The organism is Paraburkholderia sp. CI3, assembly GCF_050436505.1.
Taxonomy (GTDB): domain Bacteria; phylum Pseudomonadota; class Gammaproteobacteria; order Burkholderiales; family Burkholderiaceae; genus Paraburkholderia; species Paraburkholderia tuberum.
This window is the reverse complement of sequence record NZ_JBNDMI010000003.1, coordinates 1,197,751-1,219,605: the sequence shown is the minus strand read 5'-3', so window position 1 is coordinate 1,219,605 and position 21,855 is coordinate 1,197,751. Positions and strand designations below refer to the sequence as shown.

Annotated in this window: 12 protein-coding genes, 1 tRNA gene and 3 pseudogenes; 10 read left to right on the top strand and 6 right to left on the bottom strand. The window is 60.4% G+C overall.

Features of this window, described 5'->3' with window-relative positions:
• Window positions 1-84 precede the first annotated feature (84 nt).
• Window positions 85-1,017, bottom strand: coding sequence for a LysR substrate-binding domain-containing protein (locus tag OKW29_RS14205; protein WP_429291510.1), 933 nt, complete (start codon window positions 1,015-1,017; stop codon window positions 85-87).
• Between the two features lie 286 nt (window positions 1,018-1,303).
• Here OKW29_RS14205 and OKW29_RS14200 point away from each other — a divergent pair.
• A pseudogene (locus OKW29_RS14200) lies at window positions 1,304-1,558 on the top strand (DUF899 family protein); the annotation flags it as partial.
• A 629-nt stretch (window positions 1,559-2,187) separates the two neighbouring features.
• Here the strand turns inward: OKW29_RS14200 and OKW29_RS14195 are convergent.
• Window positions 2,188-2,272: transfer RNA gene (locus OKW29_RS14195), tRNA-Ile, on the bottom strand.
• 176 nt (window positions 2,273-2,448) lie between these two features.
• On the opposite strand from OKW29_RS14195, the gene OKW29_RS14190 reads away from it, so the two are divergent.
• From OKW29_RS14190 to OKW29_RS14175, 4 genes are all read left to right on the top strand, one after another.
• Window positions 2,449-2,991 carry a hypothetical protein gene (locus OKW29_RS14190; protein ID WP_429291509.1) on the top strand — a complete coding sequence of 181 codons (543 nt, stop codon included), beginning with the start codon at window positions 2,449-2,451 and terminating at the stop codon, window positions 2,989-2,991.
• A complete protein-coding gene (locus OKW29_RS14185) occupies window positions 2,984-3,370 on the top strand; it encodes a hypothetical protein (RefSeq protein ID WP_429291508.1) in 387 nt (128 codons plus the stop codon). The genes OKW29_RS14190 and OKW29_RS14185 overlap by 8 nt, the downstream gene beginning before the upstream one ends.
• Window positions 3,371-4,429: 1,059 nt before the next feature.
• Window positions 4,430-4,861, top strand: a complete 432-nt coding sequence (locus OKW29_RS14180) for a hypothetical protein (RefSeq protein WP_429291507.1) — start codon at window positions 4,430-4,432, stop codon at window positions 4,859-4,861.
• Between the two features lie 432 nt (window positions 4,862-5,293).
• The gene (locus OKW29_RS14175; RefSeq protein ID WP_429291506.1) at window positions 5,294-7,528 is read left to right on the top strand and encodes a LamG-like jellyroll fold domain-containing protein; all 2,235 of its coding nucleotides are present in this window, start codon (window positions 5,294-5,296) and stop codon (window positions 7,526-7,528) included.
• Window positions 7,529-7,987: 459 nt separating this feature from the next.
• Here the strand turns inward: OKW29_RS14175 and OKW29_RS14170 are convergent.
• Together OKW29_RS14170 and OKW29_RS14165 are read right to left on the bottom strand one after the other, a co-directional pair.
• A pseudogene (locus tag OKW29_RS14170) lies at window positions 7,988-8,173 on the bottom strand (IS5/IS1182 family transposase); the annotation flags it as partial.
• Window positions 8,174-8,523: 350 nt separating this feature from the next.
• Window positions 8,524-9,546, bottom strand: coding sequence for an IS110 family transposase (locus tag OKW29_RS14165; protein ID WP_429291505.1), 1,023 nt, complete (start codon window positions 9,544-9,546; stop codon window positions 8,524-8,526).
• 815 nt (window positions 9,547-10,361) lie between these two features.
• Between OKW29_RS14165 and OKW29_RS14160 the strand changes: the two genes are divergently transcribed.
• A complete protein-coding gene (locus OKW29_RS14160; protein WP_429291504.1) occupies window positions 10,362-11,159 on the top strand; it encodes a hypothetical protein in 798 nt (265 codons plus the stop codon).
• 653 nt (window positions 11,160-11,812) lie between these two features.
• Complete coding sequence (locus tag OKW29_RS14155; RefSeq protein ID WP_429291503.1) at window positions 11,813-12,169, top strand: STAS/SEC14 domain-containing protein; 357 nt, start codon at window positions 11,813-11,815, stop codon at window positions 12,167-12,169.
• Between the two features lie 200 nt (window positions 12,170-12,369).
• Here the strand turns inward: OKW29_RS14155 and OKW29_RS14150 are convergent.
• Window positions 12,370-12,843, bottom strand: a pseudogene (locus OKW29_RS14150) (methyl-accepting chemotaxis protein); the annotation flags it as partial.
• Between the two features lie 472 nt (window positions 12,844-13,315).
• Here OKW29_RS14150 and OKW29_RS14145 point away from each other — a divergent pair.
• Window positions 13,316-13,861, top strand: a complete 546-nt coding sequence (locus OKW29_RS14145) for a hypothetical protein (protein ID WP_429291502.1) — start codon at window positions 13,316-13,318, stop codon at window positions 13,859-13,861.
• Window positions 13,862-14,312: 451 nt separating this feature from the next.
• Complete coding sequence (locus tag OKW29_RS14140) at window positions 14,313-14,495, top strand: hypothetical protein (RefSeq protein WP_429291501.1); 183 nt, start codon at window positions 14,313-14,315, stop codon at window positions 14,493-14,495.
• Window positions 14,496-14,914: 419 nt separating this feature from the next.
• Here OKW29_RS14140 and OKW29_RS14135 read toward each other — a convergent pair whose 3' ends face one another.
• Window positions 14,915-20,425, bottom strand: a complete 5,511-nt coding sequence (locus OKW29_RS14135; protein ID WP_429291500.1) for a trifunctional serine/threonine-protein kinase/ATP-binding protein/sensor histidine kinase — start codon at window positions 20,423-20,425, stop codon at window positions 14,915-14,917.
• Window positions 20,426-21,406: 981 nt separating this feature from the next.
• Here OKW29_RS14135 and OKW29_RS14130 point away from each other — a divergent pair.
• On the top strand, window positions 21,407-21,784 hold the full coding sequence (locus tag OKW29_RS14130; protein ID WP_429291499.1) for a RidA family protein: 378 nt from the start codon (window positions 21,407-21,409) through the stop codon (window positions 21,782-21,784).
• Window positions 21,785-21,855: the final 71 nt, after the last annotated feature.

Below are 21,855 nucleotides of genomic sequence, written 5' to 3'. Positions count from 1 at the left end.
TTGGCCACCATCGTCGCAGCCCGCCGCGCAGCCGGCAAAGGAAAAGATTTCGACGACAGGTGAGCGTGGCTCACCTATGCGCTGCTATGTCGTCGCCGCCGCCGCGTCCGCGTGCGCGTCGAAGGCCGCCGCCGCGTCGACGAGCCAACGTTTGAAATCGGCGAGCTCGGGCCGCCGGATCGCGCTGTCCGCATTCTCCGCGCTGACCAGCCAGTAGGCGGTAGTCGATGCGACGGTGGGTGCGCAAGCCTCGACCAGCGCGCCGCTCGCCAGATCGCCGTCGACCAGCGGCTTGCGGCCGAGCGCGACGCCGAGGCCCATGCTGGCCGCCTCGAGGGCGAGCTGGATCGTGTCGACGTGCAAGCCGCCGCCTGTATCGATGCCGCCGGTGCCGGTCGCGTCGAGCCACGCCTGCCAGTCTTCACTCGCGGCATTCACGTGAATCAGCGTCGCGCGTCGCAGGCTCGGGACACCGTGCTCGTCGCGCAGCGTTTCCAGATAAGCAGGGCTGCACACGGGCACGAAGCGCTCGCCGAACAGGCGCGTCCATGCCGTGCCGGCGACCGGCGCGCGACTCATGCGGATCGCAAAGTCGAAGCCGTCGACCGGAAAGCCGACCTGGCGACGCGAGGTGTCCACGCTCACGACGACATGCGGCCAGCGCGCGCGAAAACCGGCGAGGCGCGGTAGCAGCCAGCGCGACGCGAAGGTCGGCGCGCAGCTGAGCGCGATCGGCCGATCCGCGCGATGATTGGGCAGACGTTGCGTGCCGATCGCGATCAGCGAAAACGCCTCGGAGACGTACGACAGATAATCCGCGCCAATCGCCGTTAGCGAGATGCCGCGCGGCTCGCGCACGAACAGTTCGACGCCGAGCGCTCCCTCGAGTCCGACGATGCCGTGACTGATCGCGCTCGGCGTGACGTTCAGCTCGGCGGCGGCGAGCTTGAAACTTTGATGCCTGCCGGCCGCTTCGAAAAAGCGAAGCGCGGGCAGGGGTGGCAGACGAAGCGGCATGTGCGTTCCCCAAGGCGCCGCGTCGTGCGTGGCGCGCGTGCCGGGTGGTGTTGGCGGGTGTAACGAGCTTGCTGTTTGGCGCAAGCATACCTTGCGCCGGCGCCTGGCGAGTGGATGGTCAAACCGCCGGCAAAATCCCCGCAAAAAGCCGCCGCTGCAAAATCATGGCGAGGCCTGTCGATTTTCCGCGGCCTCGTTCGTCGTCCCTACAGGAAGGGCGGCAAAGCGACGATGCCCGCTCGTCTTCCGTCCGTTTTTCTGACGATTTCTCGCAAGGAGATGACTGATGAACGACGCAAACACTTCGATGCATACGCTGAAACCGGCCCGCGAACTGGCCGACTTGCCCTCGCGCTTTCCGGGCGAGAGCCCCGAATATCGACGCGCGCGCAACGCGTTGCTCGCCGAGGAGATCGAGCTGCGCCGCCAGATCGAGCGTGTCGCCGCGCAGCGTCGTGCGCTGCCGGCGGGCGGCGTCGTGCCGGAGGATTACCGCTTCGACGGCGAAGCGGGCCCGGTCACGCTATCGCAGATGTTCGGCCGATAGCACCCGTTAGTTGACGTGGTGTGGACATGCCAGAAAGGCCCGCTTGAGAAGGGTTTCAATGAATTGATCAATGTCCATGGAAATGAGTCTTGGGTCGCGACCGGGCGGCTTGGGCAGCTTTGGCGGGAATATTACGTACGTCGGTGGGCAAAGCCTAGGGGATCGTGGCCGCCAGTCCATCGCGAAGCTGTTCGGAGCAGAGGCCCGACCGATCGCCTGCCGGTCGCTTCTCGGCCTGAGCCGTCATTCGAGCATCTGTGCCGGTCAGACGGGTATGGGGCGCTTTCCTGTCATTCACAGGTCGGTGGTCGCGAATGACTCGTCCCGCGGAGAGCGAACGAGTACTTGCGACCCGAAGCGGCCGCACGAGGTGGCTCCTCTTCAACGGCGGCTCTCTAAGCACGAACAGCCATTCGGGCCTTCAGCACTTGGTATCAATCTCGTACTTCCCGTCGAAGAACCTGCCAGTCGCCAGTGCCGACATCGGCCATCTCGCGAATCGGCCGCGGCGGATGCGACGCCGGAGCGAAATGATCGGGCTTGCTCGCCGTGAGCGAGCCGGAAAGGGAGCCGCATTTCAAGCTGTAAACCGAAAAAGCCCCCGTCGCGAGACGGGGGCTTTGCGGAGAGGACGGGATTCGAACCCGTGAACCGCTTAGGCGGCTGGGAGAGTATCAGTCCCCTGCCTTCAACCACTCAGCCACCTCTGGAATACCGTTGCATTCCGCAGCCGACTGAGCACTGCTGATAAGTATATCATCTGACATTTCGCACTGTGCAAATAGGGGTGGCTCGGCAACAACGAACAGCGTGCGCGCCAACAGTCGCTTGATTACAAGCACGTGCTAGAAAGACCATACACACAAGACCAACTTAAAAAAGCTATGTCTCAGACAATTACGATAACGGAATCCAACGAACTGATCCCATACTGGACATCAAAAGGACTCGGCAGGGACAATATTGCAGCTATCACATCCGCAGATATCTTGCTCGTACCGATAGAGCAGTACAGAAATGAAGTTGAGTTCGTATTCCATCAAGGTACGCCACGACTTTTTCAGTTTCTCAGGGAAGCGGCCGCCGCATACAACGTCGAAATTTGCATTGACGATGACCAATATCTAGAACTGGCCTTACATGGCGCTGCACACCGCCTCGGCACAATGCTCGTCACTTATGTCGCTGGCCCGTTGTTAGTGGGCTTACTCACTAACTACCTCTACGATGAGTTGCGCGCCAAACCACAGGACACTGTTGAAGCATCGATCGTCGTACAGGATCACGAGTGTCGCGGCTTTAGCTTTCACTTTGACGGCAATGCGTCTGATTTTCACCTACTTTCGGATGCGGTCGGGGAATTGTCGAAGAAGTGTATGGACCATCAACAGCATACTCATCACGCTCCGCGGACGAAAAATGACTAATAGTATGCCACTTCGAACTTCTCGCGAATTCCTCTCGCTGCTCAAGGCGCCTGAGGTAGAGTCCCCAGAGTGTTTGAGCGACAGCTTGTACGAGGAAATAAACACCGCAATAGCTAATGCCGTTGCTCGAAATGACCAGCCCGAAGCGACTGCGCTTTGGAAATGTCGAACTATCGGAGAAATCCAGCGAACCTTCATTCTGGCGTTCCGCTTGTTGAAAGACCAGAAGTTCTACGAAGCGTGGTGCACCTTTGAACAAGTCGAAATTCAGTTAAAGTTTCTGAGAAGGCACCATCCGCGCGACGAACACGACGAACATTTTCTGAACTATACGGAGCGAATGGTCGAGCGTTGGCAAGACAGACATGTACCCGTATAAAATGTTTTTTAGCCCAGAGTTCCTAAAAAAGAAGATCACTTGCAGTGTTTGCGGTGCCCAAGTTAAGCCTCGCACACCCTGTGGCCACATTGTGGGTGACATATATAACGGCGAAATGTGTTTTCATCGGATAGACGAATGCGACCTATTGAGCATTTCTGCCGTCGAAAGTCCGGTGCAGAAGTATTCGGTCGCCTTTTTGATGGGTGACGATGGAAACAGGGTTGATCAATATAACTACTCTAATATCGACTTTATTGTCGCGAGGCTTGCTTCTCCGTTCCACGAATGGAGCAAGAAGGTTACTTCTCGAGTCATTGATCGCTCAGAGGTAGCCCATCTGAGCGAAGCAGTCCGGTGCCCGTGCTTGTCGGGCAAAATCTTCGGCGATTGTTGCAGTAGCCAAGAGAAGATCACCATCCCTCATCTAGATGTGTGCTTCGAGGTAAGACCGCCCTCGTCACTACCCGAAATCGAAACGATGTTTGATCAACTCAACTGAAAACACTGGGTGCGCCGACTGCGTTGCTGCCACAAGAGCAAAGTGACCGCTGGGTGGAAATGTTCTCGTTGAGCATTGGTAGGTTCCGGAGTGGACCGGTCGTTCGAAAGGCTGCTTTGTGTGGCGGATGACCATCCGCTCCTGGCCGGAAGCACCAGTTCAATAAGGGTGCTGTAGAGCGGCCGTTGAAGTCCTCGACGGCCGCTCTCGGACGGCATCTGTGAATGAGTACAGTCGGCCAGGAACGGTCCTTCGCACTCTGTCGGTGAACGTCTGTTGATGAGCAACGAGCTGCCATTTGGCAAAGCGACGGCGACCGACTCGACGGACGAGCCAGCTCCATTTTCAAGTGCTGTGTGCAGCGGCCCAGATTCGATGGCCATTCCGGCCGACGATGACTTCCGTTCGAGCGATCCGTCCCCGTGCTTCTCGCCAAGACAGCGCTTCCGTAATGTGTCATCACGACCAGCACCTTGATTGTCGTTCTCAATGGCCAGCCTATATGTGATAGAGGACATTATCAGATATATGAACTTGGATTTACATGATCGGCCGCAGTGCATCACTCTAAAATTTTGGCAGATGAGCCTGACGCAGAGGGCGCAAGCCACTTTCACATCCTCAACACCAACAAGCGCCACCGCATCGAGGATCACGAGCGCATGCTCAACGAGGGCGTCGCGGCAGCTTTCTATGCTCCGTGGAAGTTCAACATCGACCGCATCCAGAAGAACGACGTCGTGTTCCTTTATGAAAATGGCAAGGGCATCGTTGCGTTCGGCACGGGAACGGGAAAAACGCTCAAGACCGACCATCAAGGCAACATGGATGAGTGTCATTACCAGAAGCTCTCGGACTTCGTGCGGCTGGATTCACCGCTGCCGGCTGCAGAGAGCCGGAAGATTCTCGGCCGCAACGTGGTTTTTCTGAGAACAATGTCGGGCGCACCCGATGGGCAGAAGATCCTCGACCGGATCAATGCACCGTAAAAATGGCGCACCGGCGGCCTCTGCTTCTCCCGCACCCGATCTGCTCGAGGCGTCGCTTCACGCCTTTCATGAAGCCAGCCCCTGACCGATACGGCGGCACTGTTCCAAGCAATGGGAAATTGCCGCCGGCCCAGCAGCAAACAGCGTGGGCGCAATGATCGCGCGTCGGTAAGACCACGGAGAGAGATGTTTGCCACGCGCTCGAAGGTGCGACCTCCAGCATCCGTGGCAGTGCGGACGCGCGAACCGATTTCAGAAAATTCCTACCCAGTTTTCGCTAAAGGGCCCTGCAATCCTTCCGTTAACCAAAGGGAAGGCGCTTCTCGCCGCGCGGGTGCTCGCGCCGCTTGACGCAAACGTTTGCGGCGCGACCGGCGGAATTATCGGCGGCAGTGCTTTTCAACCATGGCCACATAGCCGGAGTAACCATAGATGGATGAAACGAAGAAGAGCGATTTCGGCGCGGGAATTTCACGCCGCACCTTCCTGCATAGCCTCGGCGCGCTCGCGCTGACGGCATGCGGCGGCGGCACCAGCAGCAGCGGCGAAACCGCAGTGGCGCGCGCGTCGACCACGGCGTTGGGCGACGGCGCGGTCACGACGTTCGCGCAAGCGGCGACGGGCGAGCCCAGCGTGACGACGAGCGGCAGCTTCATTCACCCGGGACTTTCGAATGTGCAGGGTGATTTTGACCGGATGGCCCAGAAGGTCACTGCACAAGCCTCGCCCTGGTTCGCTGGCTGGCAAGCGCTCGTTGCAAACGGCCATTCAAACACGGGTCAAACCCTGCTCGCGCAGGCTGAGATTACACGCACGTCGACCGGGGGCAGTTACCCGCATCTCATGCAGAATATTGCAGCCGCCTACGCGAATGCGTTGTACTGGAAGGTCACCGGCGATACCACGCACGCCGATACGGCCGTCCGAATAATGAATGCATGGTCTTCGACGCTACAGGATCTTGCCGGAGATACCAACGTCGACCTGGCGGCCGGTATTTACGGCTACGAGTTCGCCGTTGTTGGCGAGATCATGCGCACCTACCCCGGCTTGTCGGCAGCCAACCTTGCCGCGTTCCAGTCAATGATGCGCAATGTCTTCTATCCGATCAATTACGCCTTCTTGAACGGTCACAACGGTACGGACATCACGCACTATTGGGCCAATTGGGACCTTTGCAACATTGCATCGATCATGGCAATCGGCGTGCTTTGCGACGACCAGACTCTGTTCGACGAAGCGGTCAACTACTTTCTGTTCGGAACGGGCAACGGAGCGATCCGGCAAGCCGTCTACTACCTCCATCCCGGCTACCTTGGGCAGTGGCAGGAAAGCGGGCGAGACCAGGGACACGCCACGCTCGGCATTGCGCTGGGCGGCATCATCTGCGAAATGGCCTGGAATCAGGGCATCGATCTCTACGGCTTCGACAACAATCGATTCCTGGCAGGCGCGGAGTACGTCGCAAAGTCCAATCTCCATCAACCGGACGGCACGACGTTCTACACCATGCCTTATTTGACGTATTCCAACGTGGACGTCACGCAAACACAATTGTCGACCTCCGCGCAGCCTACGCTCCGTCGATGCTGGGCGCTCGTGTACAACCACTACGTCAATCGAAAGGGGCTGGCAGCGCCGTGGACGGAACAGATGGCGCTGCAGATGCAGCCGGAAGGCGGACCCACGGGCAACACTAGCGGAGATTTTGATCAGCTCGGCTACGGCACGCTCACTTCCACGCTCGATCCCGGTACGCCGGCCTCCGCGCCGAGCGGGCTCACGGCCTGGCCGACCGCGTGTCAGGTTGTGCTGTCGTGGTGGGGCGTGGGCAATGGCACAAGCTATAACGTGAAGCGCGCCGCAACCACGGGTGGTCCGTACACGACTGTCGCCACCGGTATTGCCGGCCTGCTGACCTACACCGACAGTCCGTCGTCCGGCACATGGTACTACGTCGTGAGCGCGCAGACGTCCTCAGGCGAAAGTGCGAATTCGGCGGAAGCCGTCGCCGTAACGGCGGTGCAGTTGCACACCTACCTGCCTTTTGACGAGACGAGCGGTACGAGCGCAGCCGATTCGAGCGGCAACGGCCATACGGGCGCGCTCGTCGGCGGTGTCACGCATGTGGCGGGCAAGTCCGGCAATGCAGTTTCGCTCGATGGTGCCAGCGGCTATGTGAGCCTGCCAGACGACGTCGTCGCCGACGTGTCGGATTTCTCGGCTGCGGTTTGGGTCAACTGGAACGGCGGTGCATCCTGGCAGCGCGTATTCGATTTCGGGTCCGGCACCGGACGCTACATGTTCTTATCGCCGAAGGCAGGCGGTGTCAATGTCATGCGCTTTGCGATCACGACAAACGGCAATCACGGCGAATACCACCTCGACGGAACCGCGGCATTGCCGACAGGCCAATGGACACACGTGGCCGTGACACTCTCGGGCTCAACGCTGACACTCTACGTCAACGGTGCTGCCGTGAAGAGTCTGAGCAACGTCCCATTCGCGCCGTGGCGCATTGGTCCAACCGCGCAGAACTGGGTCGGGCGTTCTCAGTTCCAGGCGGACCCGTACTTCAACGGCTTGGTCGACGAGTTCCGCATCTATCGCGGCGCGTTGTCCGCCAGTCAGATCGCTGCACTGGCGCAGGGCTCACTATCCGTCTGAGCGATCGTCCTGTGCCCTGGCCAGCGATTGGTCTCGCAACGACATGCCTTCCTTCACCGTCAGCTCGCGTCCGCAGCGCGAAATACCGATGTGGTCGAACAGCTTGTGCGTGTCAGTTCATGCAGGGGTGTAACCGGCGGCTGTGGGGTTTCGGCAAGGTGCGCTATCGCGGCCTCGCGAAGAACGCCACGCGCGCCTTCACCGCACTGGCGTCAGGGCGCGGCTCAGAAACCGCCCAATTCGGTAACATGGACGAGCTGGGCCGCGCCGCTCATGAGGGCGGCGTTTTTGTAAGGGGTACGAAACCGGTCGAAGGATTCGACCGCGGGCGGTCAGCCCTGGCGAGGTTGCAGTTCGCCGAGCCCGAGCAGGGTGAGCCAGTGCGGGTGTGGCTCACCGGTCATCAGCTCGCGCGGGCTCCTGCCTTTGCGCTCGGGTCGGGGTGCCGTCAAGATTCGGAGGGTGGTATGCTGGCCGTCCGGTTTTCGCTGGCTGCACGCGCTTGAAACCGAGGCTGGCAAGGTCAAGTTCTTCGACGAAGACATCCACCACACGTACCGGATTGTCCTCGGCGACGTAATCATCCAGTAGCTCAGGAAGCAGCGTCCCTTGCCCGCGATCTTCGCCTTCGATGAAGCGCTTCATTTTGCACCCGCACTGATGAGATACTCGATCAACGTTTACGATCCTGATCCGTTTACCAGGCCGTGCCTTTTTACACGGCCTTATATGGACACCGCCCGGTTTGCCAAGTTGATCTTGATCTGATGTTGAAACGAGGTGCCGGCTGCAGTCTTATATCCGGCCTTTGATGCAAGCCGAAGCCTGCGGGCCCTGATGGAATTCGCCAGGAGCGTCCTCATCTCGGTCACGCACTTTTAAGCGCAAGGCCGTGTTCAGGTTTGCGTTCCTGCGGTCCGACCTGTTTCGCCATCACATTGGAATCAACCTCAGCAACCTATCGGTATTGCACTTCAACGTTCTTCGCCCTTCTGTCACGCAGGTCTAACGCTGACGCGGTCCTTCTCATATCGACAACCATGAGCGAGGATAGCCCACACCGTTCGTGCCATTTTGTTCGCAAGGGCGATCGCCACGATGTTTGCTGGTCGTCGCTCCTGGATCGCCTTCTGCCATGCACTCGGCGGTTTTGAGTGATACATCACCGAGCGCGCGCCGTGGATGAGCAGCGTTCGCAGATACGGATCGCCGCGCTTCGATATCCCGCCCAGCCAGACCTTGCCACCGGTGCCACTTTGCCGGGGTACCAACCCCAGAAAGGACGCAAACTCGCGGCCGGATTTGAATGTCTTCGCATCCCCGATTGTGGCGACCAGCGCCGTCGCGGTGAGCCTGCCGATGCCGGGCACTGCCGCGATCGCCTGGCACTCGGCTTCTCGCTTGTGCCAGATGCCTATCTGTTTTTCCAGCTGATCGATATCCTGTTCGATCCCGTCGATGCGTCTCAACTGGTCCTGCAGGCTGCTGAGCATAGTGCCTGGCAGGGCATCCTCAAGCTCGGTCATGCGTGCACGGATCTCAGCCAACCCTGCCGCTCGTCCCACCCGGAAAGACGCACCAAACTCGTAAAGAAGGCCGCGCAGCTGGTTCACCTGCATGGTTCGAAACTTGATGAGCAACGAGCGCATCCGATGAAGGCCAAGCATCGCCTGCTGATCCTCTGTCTTTGCCGCTACCGTTCGCATCCCTGGCTGATGAACAGCAGTCCAGATCGCGCGAGCGTCAGCTGCATCTGTCTTGTTGGTCTGAACAAACGGCCGGATGAACTTCGGATGTAACAGAACCACCTCGTGCCCCAGCGTCTTGATCTTTCGAGCCCACCAATGCGCACTCCCACATGCTTCGAGTGCTACACGACCTGCCGGCCGCTGCGCCAGAAAGCTGATCAGCTCATCACGGCGGAAGCGCCGGTTGGCAATCTCGCCAGTTTGAACGTCGACCCAGTACATCTGGAACACCTGTTTTGCAACATCCAGTCCGTATGTCGTAGCATTCATTTCGGGCCCTCCGTTCCTCAAGTGGACGTGTCGAAACTCCACTCTGGCACATTGATGCCGATCGGTTCTGGAGGGCCTCCCAGTTCCTGCCAGACCTCGCGTCCCCGAAGGGAGGGCGGTGTCCATTCCATCTGGGTCGGGAGCAGTCTCTGCAATAGAGGGGGGACCAGTTCACCAATCGGGTGCGTATGCGCACTCAAGCGAGCTGGTGTGGTGCTAAAGTGTGGTTCTAACCTAACCCGTTGATTTGTAAGTGCGTTTGCCCCGCCGCGATAGATAGACCGATGAGTATCCCGTCCAGGAACACGTCGATCCCCACCGCGGCGAGCATTGCGCCACCTGTGGAGTGCGCGTCCTCTTCCGGCTACAGATGCTTCAAAGTGAAAAGAACGAGCACACCAAGCGAAAAGCAGTGAAGATGGCGCTCAGCGGTTGCGTCTTTACAGTAAAATTCAGCCCGGTCGTGCTTTGCGTCTGTCCGGCGACGCGTTCTTGTTGCGCTTGGTAGAACCTCGCGGTCCCAGCCCTGGCGCGCGGAGAATTGCTTGTGCGTTTGGCGAGTGAGAAATTGATCGTTGCAGTACCCGTGCTGCGAAGCCTGTTGCAATAAAACGATCGATCATTTTAATTAGGAGAGTCGCAATGAGCAGCTACCAACCGCATGGTCCTGGCGTCGCTCACCCCACGGTGCGGTCTCGCCGTCTAATTTTCGCCTCGGTCATGCACGGCTGAAAGCAGGTTGGCTCGAGGAAATCCTATCACGCTTTGAAGATGCAACAGAATCGATATTTAGCGATTAATTGTGGATTGGTGGAATGAATATATTTGGTCGCTGCCTTGCGATTGCAACTGTTGCATTTGCGTGTGCAATCGCTGGTATATATGTGCATAAACTATCTCCTCCTTATGCTGCCCTGTCCGTGGACTTGATAAGGTCTGTTTCCGGGGTGATCGGCACTCTCTTTGCTATTGTCCTGGGTTTGCTGGTGTCTTCCTCGTACGCGACATTTAATAGCCATCAGGCGGATTTTGATTCTCTTGTGAGTGCGGTGGCGAATATCGACTTTTTGCTGAAGCATTTTCCCGATGAGTCGGACCAGCCTCGGTTACTCTTGAAGAGGATGGTGCATCGGTTGCTGGAACGATATTGGCCGGATAAGAATGGAAGATCTCTTGGGGAAGTAAACTACAACCATCTTTCTAATGATGTAGCGGAAATAATGGCGATCAATAACGCCGCCGAAAAATTTAAAAACATCTCGCGCGACGATTTGAACTCATTCCGAGAATTTTCCAGCAAATTCGTTGGAATTCAGTCGAATATTATCAGAAGTTTATCGAGCGAGATGCCCGCCTTGCTTCTTGACGTTGTTTTTGGTTGGGCGTGTTTATTGTTCTTCCTTTACGGTTGCATTAGCGTTGGCAATCTGTTGGAGGTGTTCTTTCTGCTCCTCGGGGTCATCGCGATTGCGAGCGCGAATTTCCTTTTATTGGAATTGACCAATCCGTACCAAGGCATATTCAAGGTATCGAGTGCTGCATTCGATCTGCTTCTGGATTCGATGATCCAGGACCCGGAGCAATCTTCGAAGCCCAGCGCAACGTCGAACTGATGTGGGTGCCGCGCAGATCATGGCCGAGGACACGCTACTTGCCGTCTGACGAGATCAGCACGGCCCGTTTTTGGTCCTCGTAATGCTTCGGCGGCATTCGTCTACGGCGCTGAGCTAGCCTCTTGGCTTTCCCGACAGTTGGCACATCGTGGGGTGATGACTTCGCAGCCGCAGCACGAGGACTAGGGCTGGTCAAGTGGCGGTGTTACGTTGAGCCGAAGGCAACAAGTCTGTGCGGACGCAACAAAGCGCCTGCCGAAGGTGCCCAGCCACTGGTGCGTGCCTTACTCGATCTACTGACGGAAGGGCCTGGCATCTATAACGTGACTTGGGAGTAAGCGGAACTGAGCAAGTCCAAGGTCTGCTATGGGTCGGGTGCTTCCGATCGCGGCCTTGCGAGGTTCAGGGTGCGTATGCCGATTGCATGAGGTAGGGACCGGCCATGACGCGACGCTCGACGTGTGAAACCGAACGTCCGCAGGCTTGTGTGAAAGGGTCGTTCGCAACGCACGAGCGCCGACAGGCACCAGAACGACGTTACACAGTGCTCGTAAGCTAACCGGGCGAGTGGAAAGGGGTACCATGAGGAACCCGTCGAACGCTAGGCTCATCCGCGCCCGAGCGTGTGACATCTCCCTAGCCAGGGGCCCTCCATGATCCTGTATCACACCACTCCCGATTCGCGGGTCATCGAAATAGCCGTCGAAGGCAAAATCACCGACCACGAACTGCGCGAAGCCATCGAGCGCATGCGTGGTGATCTTGAACTGAACGGTAAGACCCGTGTGCTCGAACGCATTGAGCATTTCAGCGGTATCGAGCCGAAGGCGCTGTGGACCGACATGACGCTCGGCGTCTCCGTCGCCCGCAAGATCACGCGCGCCGCGGTGGTGGCCGACGCGGGCTGGATTCGCGCCTCGATGCATTTGGCGCGATTCTTTACAAAGGCTGAAATCAAGGCATTCCACGTCAACGAGCTGGAACAGGCGCGAGCCTGGATCAACGCCTGAACGTCGCCTCCAGCCGACCGCATCGGGCAGTAGCCGGCCAGTTGCCGCCGGTCAGGATAGAGCTTCGACTGACCGATGACAGGCGAACATGAGACAGGTGCACTCAATGCTTCACGGATTGATTGCAGTAGGATTGGTGCGATTTGAACCGGCGAGTAAGCGGATCACGCCGGATCACGCGGTCGCCGGCATGGTCAGCGTCACACCGGAGCCCGACGCAACTGGAATCGCCCAGCCGCGATCTTCAGCAACTCGGTCTGCTCCTTAAGCGACGCCGCAGCGGCGGCGGCCTGCTCGACCAGCGCCGCGTTCTGCTGGGACATTTCGTCAAATTGCGACACCGCGCGATTCACTTCTCCGATGCCGACGCTCTGTTCGGCGGAAGCCGTCGCGATCTCGTTCATGATGGCCGTCACGTGGCGCACTGCGGTGCGAACCTCGCTGATCGTCTCGCCCGCGTTGCCGACGAGCCGCGAGCCAGCCGCCACCCGCGCGGTCGAGTTGCTGATCAGTTCCTTGATTTCCTTCGCCGCCACCGCCGAGCGCTGCGCAAGCGTGCGCACCTCGCCCGCAACGACCGCGAAGCCGCGTCCCTGCTCGCCAGCGCGCGCCGCTTCCACGGCGGCGTTCAGCGCGAGAATGTTGGTCTGAAATGCAATCCCTTCGATCACGCCTGCCTTCACGCGATCGGCGTATCGGTGCCGACTGAGGCTCTTCGAGGCGCGGGTATTGCGAGCAGGGAGAGACATGGCAGGGTATGAAGAAGCGTCCAGGTCAGACCAGTGTCCCATGGGCCAACGCCGACGCAAGCCGCGAAAAGGCGGAGTGGAGCCGCGCTTTTCCCGTGCTAGATCGTGATGAGACCGTTCAGTGCTGATCTGCCTTGTATTGAGGGAAGATGCACAGCCCGCCGTCGCGTACGTCAGAGGGGACGCTGCTGCGGGGCACAGGTTCGCCTGGTCGAGCAGGGATGTCGATCAGGCGTTACCGACAATAACCACCGCCGCCGGCAGGAATTTAGCGACACGTGTTCCTCGGGCTCACCTGCGCGCCGCCGAGCATCACGGGCAGCGAGGGTCAGCCACTGGTGCCGCTGAGTGGCTGGCGGGTGATTGAGCGCTAGAACGTATCGTGTAGCATGAGGATTTGACCGCGTTTCAGGCACACAACCGTAATCCGATGGCAGCAAGAACGATCCCGTTCGCAAGGAACAGCCAGGCTGCGCGCGCCCGCGTCAGCAAGGCCATGAAACGGACTCTGCCACGCTCGGAGGTCGACAGGATCTGCCTGCAGGTGCATATCGCACTGGATGCGATGCACCGAGGTCAGGGCACCATTGGCGCAACGCAGACCCTCTACCACGTCATGATCCTCACGGGGCTGCTCGCAGAGGCGGGCTACGGCACAGCGACATTCGAGCAGAAGCGGGCAGCGGAAGATGTCATCGCCGCCGCGTTTGATCGGGGGCGTGAATCTGACGCGTGGACGCTTGACGAATCCGGGTTCGAGCAATTCGCCAGAATCGTCACGACATACGACTACCAGATGCTGCATGCGCCCATAGCAGCAGTGGCAGACGCAAGCGACCGTCTGGAGCGTTTCCGCGCAGGTGAGTTCGTTCGAGCAGATGTCGCGCAAGCGCGTGTGATGCACACATCACCGCGAGCACGCTTGCATCTCGGTACCGCGTAGCGAGCCAGCATACGGGGATCGCGTTCATTTTCGACCGATGTCCGCCTCATGCGACAACCCGGATTAACGCGCCGCCGGAGCGCGCCGGCTGGACCCGGCTTGCGGCCGGAATGTTCCCGGTGACGCCACTGTATGCTCAGTGGACTTTTCGTCTACGCAGGGTCGCGGCCCTTTATTTAGCGGTCAAATGCACTCGAACATAGCCTGATTTTCGAGATCCGCACGCGCGCCGCCCGCGATAAGGTCGTGTTGAGCGCCACGGGGTCGCGCCGCGGCATCTCACGTGCAATCGTCCCTGATTGGATGAAGCCGGAGGTAAGGAAAGACTGAAAGCGCGCCGCTGGGGCGTTAGAACCGGGGAGCACTGCCGGGCAGCAGACCGTCGATCTCCCGGCCACCCCTAGGCCGAACGGACGACATTCACGCAACATTCATCTACGGAAACGATATCTTGAACGCATCACAAGCAATTACCAACATCCCGCATCAGTTAGCCGGAAACCTTCTTGACCTTGCCGGACAACACATCCTCGCTGTTGGATTTGTGGCGGTCCTGATCGGTTGCAAGATTTATTACGACTTCGTCCTGGTTCCTCGCAAGAACCGAGAACGACGCGAGCGCAACCGCGCTTAATCCGTTCTGTCGCAGGCGCCCGCTACGACCCAGACCTTAGCGGGCTTTATAGATCGAATGCAATACTGCCGAACAACCTCACGATGACAGTGCTCGCTGCAGCACGACGGTGTTCCAGTACGCCCGCGTGCGCCCCTTGAAGTCAGTCAGGAAGGCACCGCTGTCCCACCCGATCGCCCCCTGTCCCATTGCGACACCCCACCGTCCGGGGAACGACCACAACTATTAGAAAGCGCGGCGGGGCATCCAGCCGGCTCAGTTCGGCCATCTTGAGACACTCGTGTGCGCGCCGCGGCGGGCATTGCAACGTCGGCTTCGAGCCAGACAGCGGACGCTGGCCGATCGACCATAGCTGCCGCATCGCCGGCTCAGCCGGCTCGCGGACCGCAACTGCCAGAAAAGCGCTCGCGCTGTGGCAATCAGGAAGAAACTTGTGGATGGGCGGGCACCGTGAACTGAAAGACAGCGCCGCGCGGCACGTTGGCGCTCGCCCACAATCGGCCGCCGTGTGCTTCGATGATCGAACGGCAGATTGACAGTCCCATCCCCAAACCGGCGGACTTCGTTGTGTAGAACGGGGCGAAAACGTGTTCGGCGCTGTCCGCGGCAAAGCCCGGCCCCGAATCGAGCACCGCCACGAGCACGCAGCCAGCGTCGGCTGTCCCCGTGGTGACCATTATTTCTCGTGCGCCATCGCTGACGCCGCTCATCGCCTCGATCGCGTTGATGACCAGATTGAGGAGGACTTGTTGCAGTTGCACCCGGTCGCCTTCGATATGCGGCAAGCCCCCCGCGAGTCGCGTCTGCACCGAGGCGCCGCGCTTCGTTGCTTCGCCACGCGTGAGCTCGATCACCTCGCGGATCGCCTCGTTGAGGTCCATCCGTTCCTTCCGTGGTGGTGCCTTCTTGATCAGCTCACGAATCCGGCCGATCACGTCCCCCGCCCGATTGCCGTCGTTGACGATACGGCCGAGCGCCTGCCGGACCTTCTCCGCGTCAAGAGGCTGGGCGGCGAGCCAGCGCAGCGCCGCCTGGGCGTTGGTGACCGTCGCGGCGATCGGCTGGTTGACCTCATGGGCGATCGAGGCCGTGAGCTGCCCCATAGTGGCCACGCGGTTCGCATGCGCCAGCTCCGTCTGCACTTCGCGGTAGCGCCGTTCGCTTCCGCGCGCTTCTTCCTCGGCGCGCTTGCGCTCGGTCAGATCGAGCACGAACGCGACGCCTTCGTTCGCACTGGCGTCGAAGGTGGCCAAACCGACCATGACGGGCACGCGGCTGCCGTCCTTCCTGACGTACTCCTTCTCGTAAGGCTGGGCGCGCCCCGTCTGCCCGGCCTCCACCAGAGCCCGTTCGCTGCCCGCGACCCATTCCGGCGGCGTCAGATCCCTCCAGCGCACGTGACCTGACGCGAGATCCTCGCGGTCGTATTCCACGATGCGAAGAAATGCGTCATTGGCCTCAAGAATGTCCCCTTCGGCATTCCAGACGACGATGCCGATGATATTGGCGTCGACGAGGCGCCGGATCTTCCCTTCGCGTTCCGCGAGGTCGCGGTACAAACGGGCATTCTCCAGCGAGATCGCGGCCTGCGAGGCCACCAGCTTCAGCACGGCGATCCGGGCCGGGCTGAACACGCGGACAGTCAGACTGTTTTCGAGGTAGAGCGCGCCGGTCAGCTTCGCCTGATTCATCAAGGGCACGCAGAGAATCGAACGGGCACGATGCTGACGGATGTAAGGGTCCGTCGCAAACGGGGGCTCGGCCACGGCATCGTCGAGAATGACGCTCTCGCGGGTGCGCAGGACGTGGTAGAGGACCGACTCCGGCAGCATCGCCGCGCTCACCGGCACATCGCGCAGCTGCAACTGGGTCGCGTCGCCGCCGGTCGTCGCTTCCGCTGCTATCCGTTGTTCGCCGCCGTCCGACAGAATCAACAGGCCGCGCTCGGCGCCCGCCTGCTCTGTGGCCGTGCGCATGAGCGTATCCAGCAGCTTCTCCAGCACTATCTCGCCCGAGACGGTCTGCGACACCTTGATGACGGTGGCGAGGTCGAGGTGCTCGACCGGCGTCGCGATCGTGCTTGTCGGGTCGGGCGCGGACTCTTCTGTCCTGAGGTGCGGATACATCTCCTCGAGTTGTCGCACCTTGCCGTCGGCGCCCCAACGCAGATAGCCGTAGCGGGCGTCCCGCAAATACAGACGGGCAATCTTCTCAAGACCGCGCGCCGCGTAGAAACGGGACGCGAGTTCGTTCGCGAGTGCCTCATTGTGGACAAAGCCGTTTGCCTGGGCCGAGTGGATGGCCTGTTCGTACAACTGCTCGGCATCAACCACGCGGCCTTCGATGCGGGCGATCTCGGCACCGACCAGCGCCGCGCGATTCTCGAAGTTTTCGGGACAAGTCTCCGCTCGCAATTGAAGCTGTCCTTTATGAGCGGCGATTGCTTCGAGGTACGCCTGCCGCTCGTGGCCGGAAACGGTGTCGCAGCAGGCGCCCAACGATAGCCCGCTGAAGAAATGATATTCCGCTTCTTCCAGATAAGATGCCGATGTCCACAACAGCCGTTGTGCCCTCAACGAGGCATCCAAGGCCGCCGCGTAGTCGCCTGCAAAGAAGCGCGCCTGCAATTTGCGGATCCAGTACCAGCACTGGGCAACCGCCACATCTGGAGTCTCCAGGAAGTGGCCCTCGATCTGAATCTCATCAAACTGTTCGTCGTCAAAACGGCCGAAGGCCGGCGTCAGGCCTCGCAGCGTTCGTACCAGCCCAAGCTGGGTGGCGCTGACGTCGACGGAGAAACCGAAATGTGCTTTTTGCGCGAACGTCAGGCTCGCTTGGGCTTCCTGCTGCGCGTCGGCGAGCCGGTCTCCCGCGGCGAGCATATTGGCAGTCATATGGGTGTGGCAGTAGGACTCACAAATGAGGTCGCCGGTCTTCTTTGCAGCCTCGAAGCCGCGGCGCAACAGTTCCCGGCCAACCCGGACGTGTCTGGCCATGGGCAAAATGACATTTCCAAAATGCATATAGGTTCTGGCCTGGAAACGCGTCAGTCCGCGTCGTTCGACAAGGTCATAACCCAGCTGCCCGAATTGAAATCCGACCTTGTAGTGGCCAAAACGCGCTCCGGCCATCATGCCAAGCCGGACGTAGGCGGAGGCCGAGCCGTCGCAATTGCCGCGCTCGAGGCTCAGGTTGACTGCCCTGGAGATGACCAGAAACCACAGGTTGGCGTCTGTGCACAATGCCGCGGGCACGATTTTGGTCAAGACGTCCATTGTCGCCAGCGATTCCGGGTCGGTCATCAGCGGCAGCTCAATGAGCTCGTCGATTGCGCGGTTCCCAAGCTGGGACCAGATTCGTTCGTATTCCTCTCGCGCGATCTCTTCGGCGGGATGCGGCGACCAGTCGATCCCCAGATGCCCGAGGTAGTCGAGCGCGACCGCAATGGCGCGTCTGGCCTGGCCGAGCGTCACGTACAGGTCGAGGCGCAAGCATGTCACGTTCGCGCGTTCAAGCGTATTTTCAGCGCGGCGTGAAAGCTCGTTCAACCGCTCGTCCGCGGCCGTCAACGCGCCGGTTAAAAACTCGCATTCGGCGAGGAGCAACTGAATCGCGAAGGTCAGCTCATGACGGCGCTCCCAGTCACCTTCCTCGAGCAGCGCCGCAGCGGCATTGAGATAGCTGACTGCCAAGGCGTAGGCTATCGAAGCCTTGGCGCGCTTGCCTGCCAGCAAGTTGAGTTGGGCGAGCTGCTCGCGCTCCTCGCATGAACTGATCAATGCCGCACCGCGGTTGAGTTGATTGACGATCTCGAAGACGGCCTCCTTCTGCTTGTCGGGCGGCGTATAGGCCCAGAGCAGTCTGCCGATGCGCAGGTGCGCCTCGCCGCGCCGCCCAGGCGGAACCAACGAATAGGCGGCCTCCTGAACGCGATCGTGGACGAACCGGTAGGCACCCGGGAGGCGCTCGAGGAATTCCTGCCGGACAGCCGGCCACAATGCCGCGTGGACCAGATCCTCGGACATTTCGAGGACGACCGATAGGGTCGCGAGCTCGGCCACGTTGCCAAGACACGCCAGTTGCTGCAAGGCCATTTTCGTTTTTGCCGGCAGGCGATCGAGCTTCCCTACCATCAGATTCACCACGTTATCGGTGTAGCCCTTGGCGCGTATACGGTCGAGATCCCAGCACCAGCGCGCGGCCTCATGGTCGAAAGTAAGCATGCCTTCGTCGGCAAGCGAAGCCACGAACTGAATCACGAAAAACGGATTGCCGCCGGTCTTCTCGTGCAGCATTTGAGCGAGCGGCGCCGCGCGCGCCGGATCGCAGCGTAAAGCGTCCGCCATCAACTTCGAAAGATGCTCACGGGCGAGCGGCGCCAGTGTAATCTGCGCGACCCTTCCGCCAGCGGTCTGGATGGCAGCGAGCTTGCGCTTAAGCGGATGCTCGGCCGTGACTTCGTTGTCGCGATAGGCACCGATCAGCATCAGGTACTGCACATCCGGCCGGGTCAATAGATCCTCGAGGAGATCGAGCGTCGCCGCGTCGACCCATTGCAGATCGTCGAGGAAGAGTGCCAGCGGATGTTCCGGCCGGGCGAAAACGCCGAGAAAGCGGCGGAAGACCAGCTGGAAACGGCCTTGTGCCTGCTTGGGTTCGAGCGGCGGCACCGGCGGCTGCTCCCCGACGATGAGTTCGAGCTCGGGGACCAGATCGACCATCAGTTGCCCGTTCGGGCCTAGCGCCTCGAGCAGCGCGTCACGCCAGCCGTTCAACTCGGCCTCGCTCTTGCTCAGCAGCGCTCGGACCAGGCTGCGAAAAGCCTGCGCCAACGTCGAATACGGGATGTCGCGCTTGGATTGGTCAAACTTGCCCGCGGCGAAGAGCCCGCGCGGCGGCACGAGCGCCTTGTGCAGTTCATGGACGACGGCGGACTTGCCGATGCCGGAGTAGCCGGATACCAGCACCAGTTCGGGCGCTCCGCCGTGGACGATGCGCTCGAAGGCCGCAAGCAACGTCTCGACCTCGCGTTCTCGCCCGTACAGCGTCTCGGGGATCCGCAGCCGGTCCGGGATGTCGCGTTCGCTGAGTGGAAATGGGTCGATCCGGCCCAGCGTTTCCCATTGACGCAGGCAGCGCCGCAGATCGTGTTCGACGCCGCCCGCGGTCTGGTAACGCTCCTCGGCCGTCTTGGCGAGCAGCTTCATGACGATTTGGGACAGTAGCGCTGGCACCGTCTCCAACCGCTCGCAGGGCGGCACCGGCTTTCGCGCGATATGGCAGTGCACCCACTCCAGCGCGCTGTCCGCCGTGAATGGCAGAGCGCCCGTAAGCATCTGGTAGAGCGTGGCGCCGAGCGCGTACAGATCGCTGCGGGCGTCGACGGAACGGTTCATGCGCCCGGTCTGCTCCGGGGCCATGTAGGCGAGGGTGCCGGCGATGGTCTCGGGCGGCTCAGGTGCCTGCCGCTCGCGAGGCAGGCGTGAGGCGATGCCGAAGCCAGTGAGCCTGACCTCCGTGTTCGCGCGGTTCACCAGAATATTGGCCGGCTTGATGTCCTTGTGAATGAGGCCGCGCCGATGGACACTGCCCAAGGCCGAGGCGATGCCGACCGCGAGGCGCAGGAAGCGTCCCGCCTCCATCGGTGCGCCGAGCAGTCGCTCGAGCGGCTCACCGCCCGGATCCTCGAGCACCAGCAGAGTTCGGCCGCCTTCGCGCACCAGCTCCAGTGGCCGCACTGCCCACCCGCCATCGAGTTCGTCCTTTAAGCCATATTCGTGGGCGAGGCGATCGAGAATGCGGAGTGGTGGATGTTCGGCGGCGGGCCGCGCAATCAGGACATCGTCGCCGCCATCGCCATCGCCCGGGCGCCGCCCTCGACAGAAGACGCGCTCGCCATCGTCCCACAAGATTTGAAAGCTGTTACGCATCGCACCGGAACCATACGTAGGCGTTTATCTGTCGCACTCTGCCGTCAGACTGCTGCCTATTATCGAGTTAAGAGGACGTTAACATCCGTCCGCCTAAACGGGCCGAGTGCGCTCGAAAAGCAAGCGGTGCGACGGCATCGCTATGGGCTGCAACGTTCTATAGCCGCAAGCGTCTCATCAGGATACACCCCGGCGACCTGGCGCCATCGGGATTGGGTCGGAGGGTCGCGGTGAGGACCTGCACGCTACTCGGACTTTGCCGTCGAATGGGTGGGGCCTGGCGCGCCACCGACGCGGCTTCGGCGCCGTGGCCAAGGCCGACCCGAACCGTGCCGCGGAGGTTCGCTGCAGAGGCGCTCTTGGTTCGTGACCCTCCGCCCCTCCATCAGACTTCATGCGGGCGCCGTCAGCGTGGCCCATCTCTCGACAATTTTCCGGCTCGCAAACGCCACCGGACCAAACCGTGAAACACGATCTTTGCGATCCGCGACCGTAGGTAAAGGCAGAGAGCGTACCGGCAGCCGCGGAGGCACGGATGACCGTTGCGCCTCGGAAGCTGCCGTCTACATGATGAGGCGTGCAACGGCAGAAGTGGGTCGAGGCTGTGTGAAAACACACGCCGAACGCTCCCATCGAAAAACTCGACCCATCAGATCGCCCTGTGTTGGCTTGGATGCAACTCGGGAAGGGTAAAGCGACACCCGAAAACCGAGTAGTTTCGCGTTTTCACACAGCCTCGGTCGACTTCTGCCCGATCCAGGCGGATCGACGGTGGTTCCACCGTCGGGTCAGCGTCGGACCGTGTTCGGCCATGAGCGGACGCAAGTGAACGTGGCCCTGTCACCGGACGCTCACAGGATTTCGGGGGAAATGGTTAGACTGCCAAGCGTGGGGTATAGAAAGGGCAGCGGAGGCTTTTCCGCGATGCGCCCCTTGATCATCGGTGGTCGAAGGGCACACTGGTTTGCGGAGGTGACTCAAATGACGATTGAGTACTTTGCAGAGAGCAATCCGGGCACACGAACCCTACCACGCTCGCTAGCGACGAAAGCTGGCGACTTTGTGTTTGTATCCGGTCAGGTAGCCAGAGACGAAGATGGCAGCATTGTCGCTGGCGGGATAGAAGCTCACGCACGTCAGACGTTGAAGAACGTCGCTCATGTACTCGCGCTCGCGGGTTGCACGCTCGAGGACGTAGTGAAGACAACCGTCTGGCTTGAAGACGCCCGCGACTTCGATGAATTCAATCGCGTTTACGGCGAGTTCTTCCGCGAGCGCAAGCCGTCACGTTCGACAGTACAGGCGAAGAACATGGTCGGCACCAAGATAGAAATCGAGGCCATTGCTTATAAGCCTTGAACCCCTGCACTGCGGGTCATGCGCCCCCCCTTGAGAGTCCGCTCCCACTCCAAGCGACCGACTATCTATAT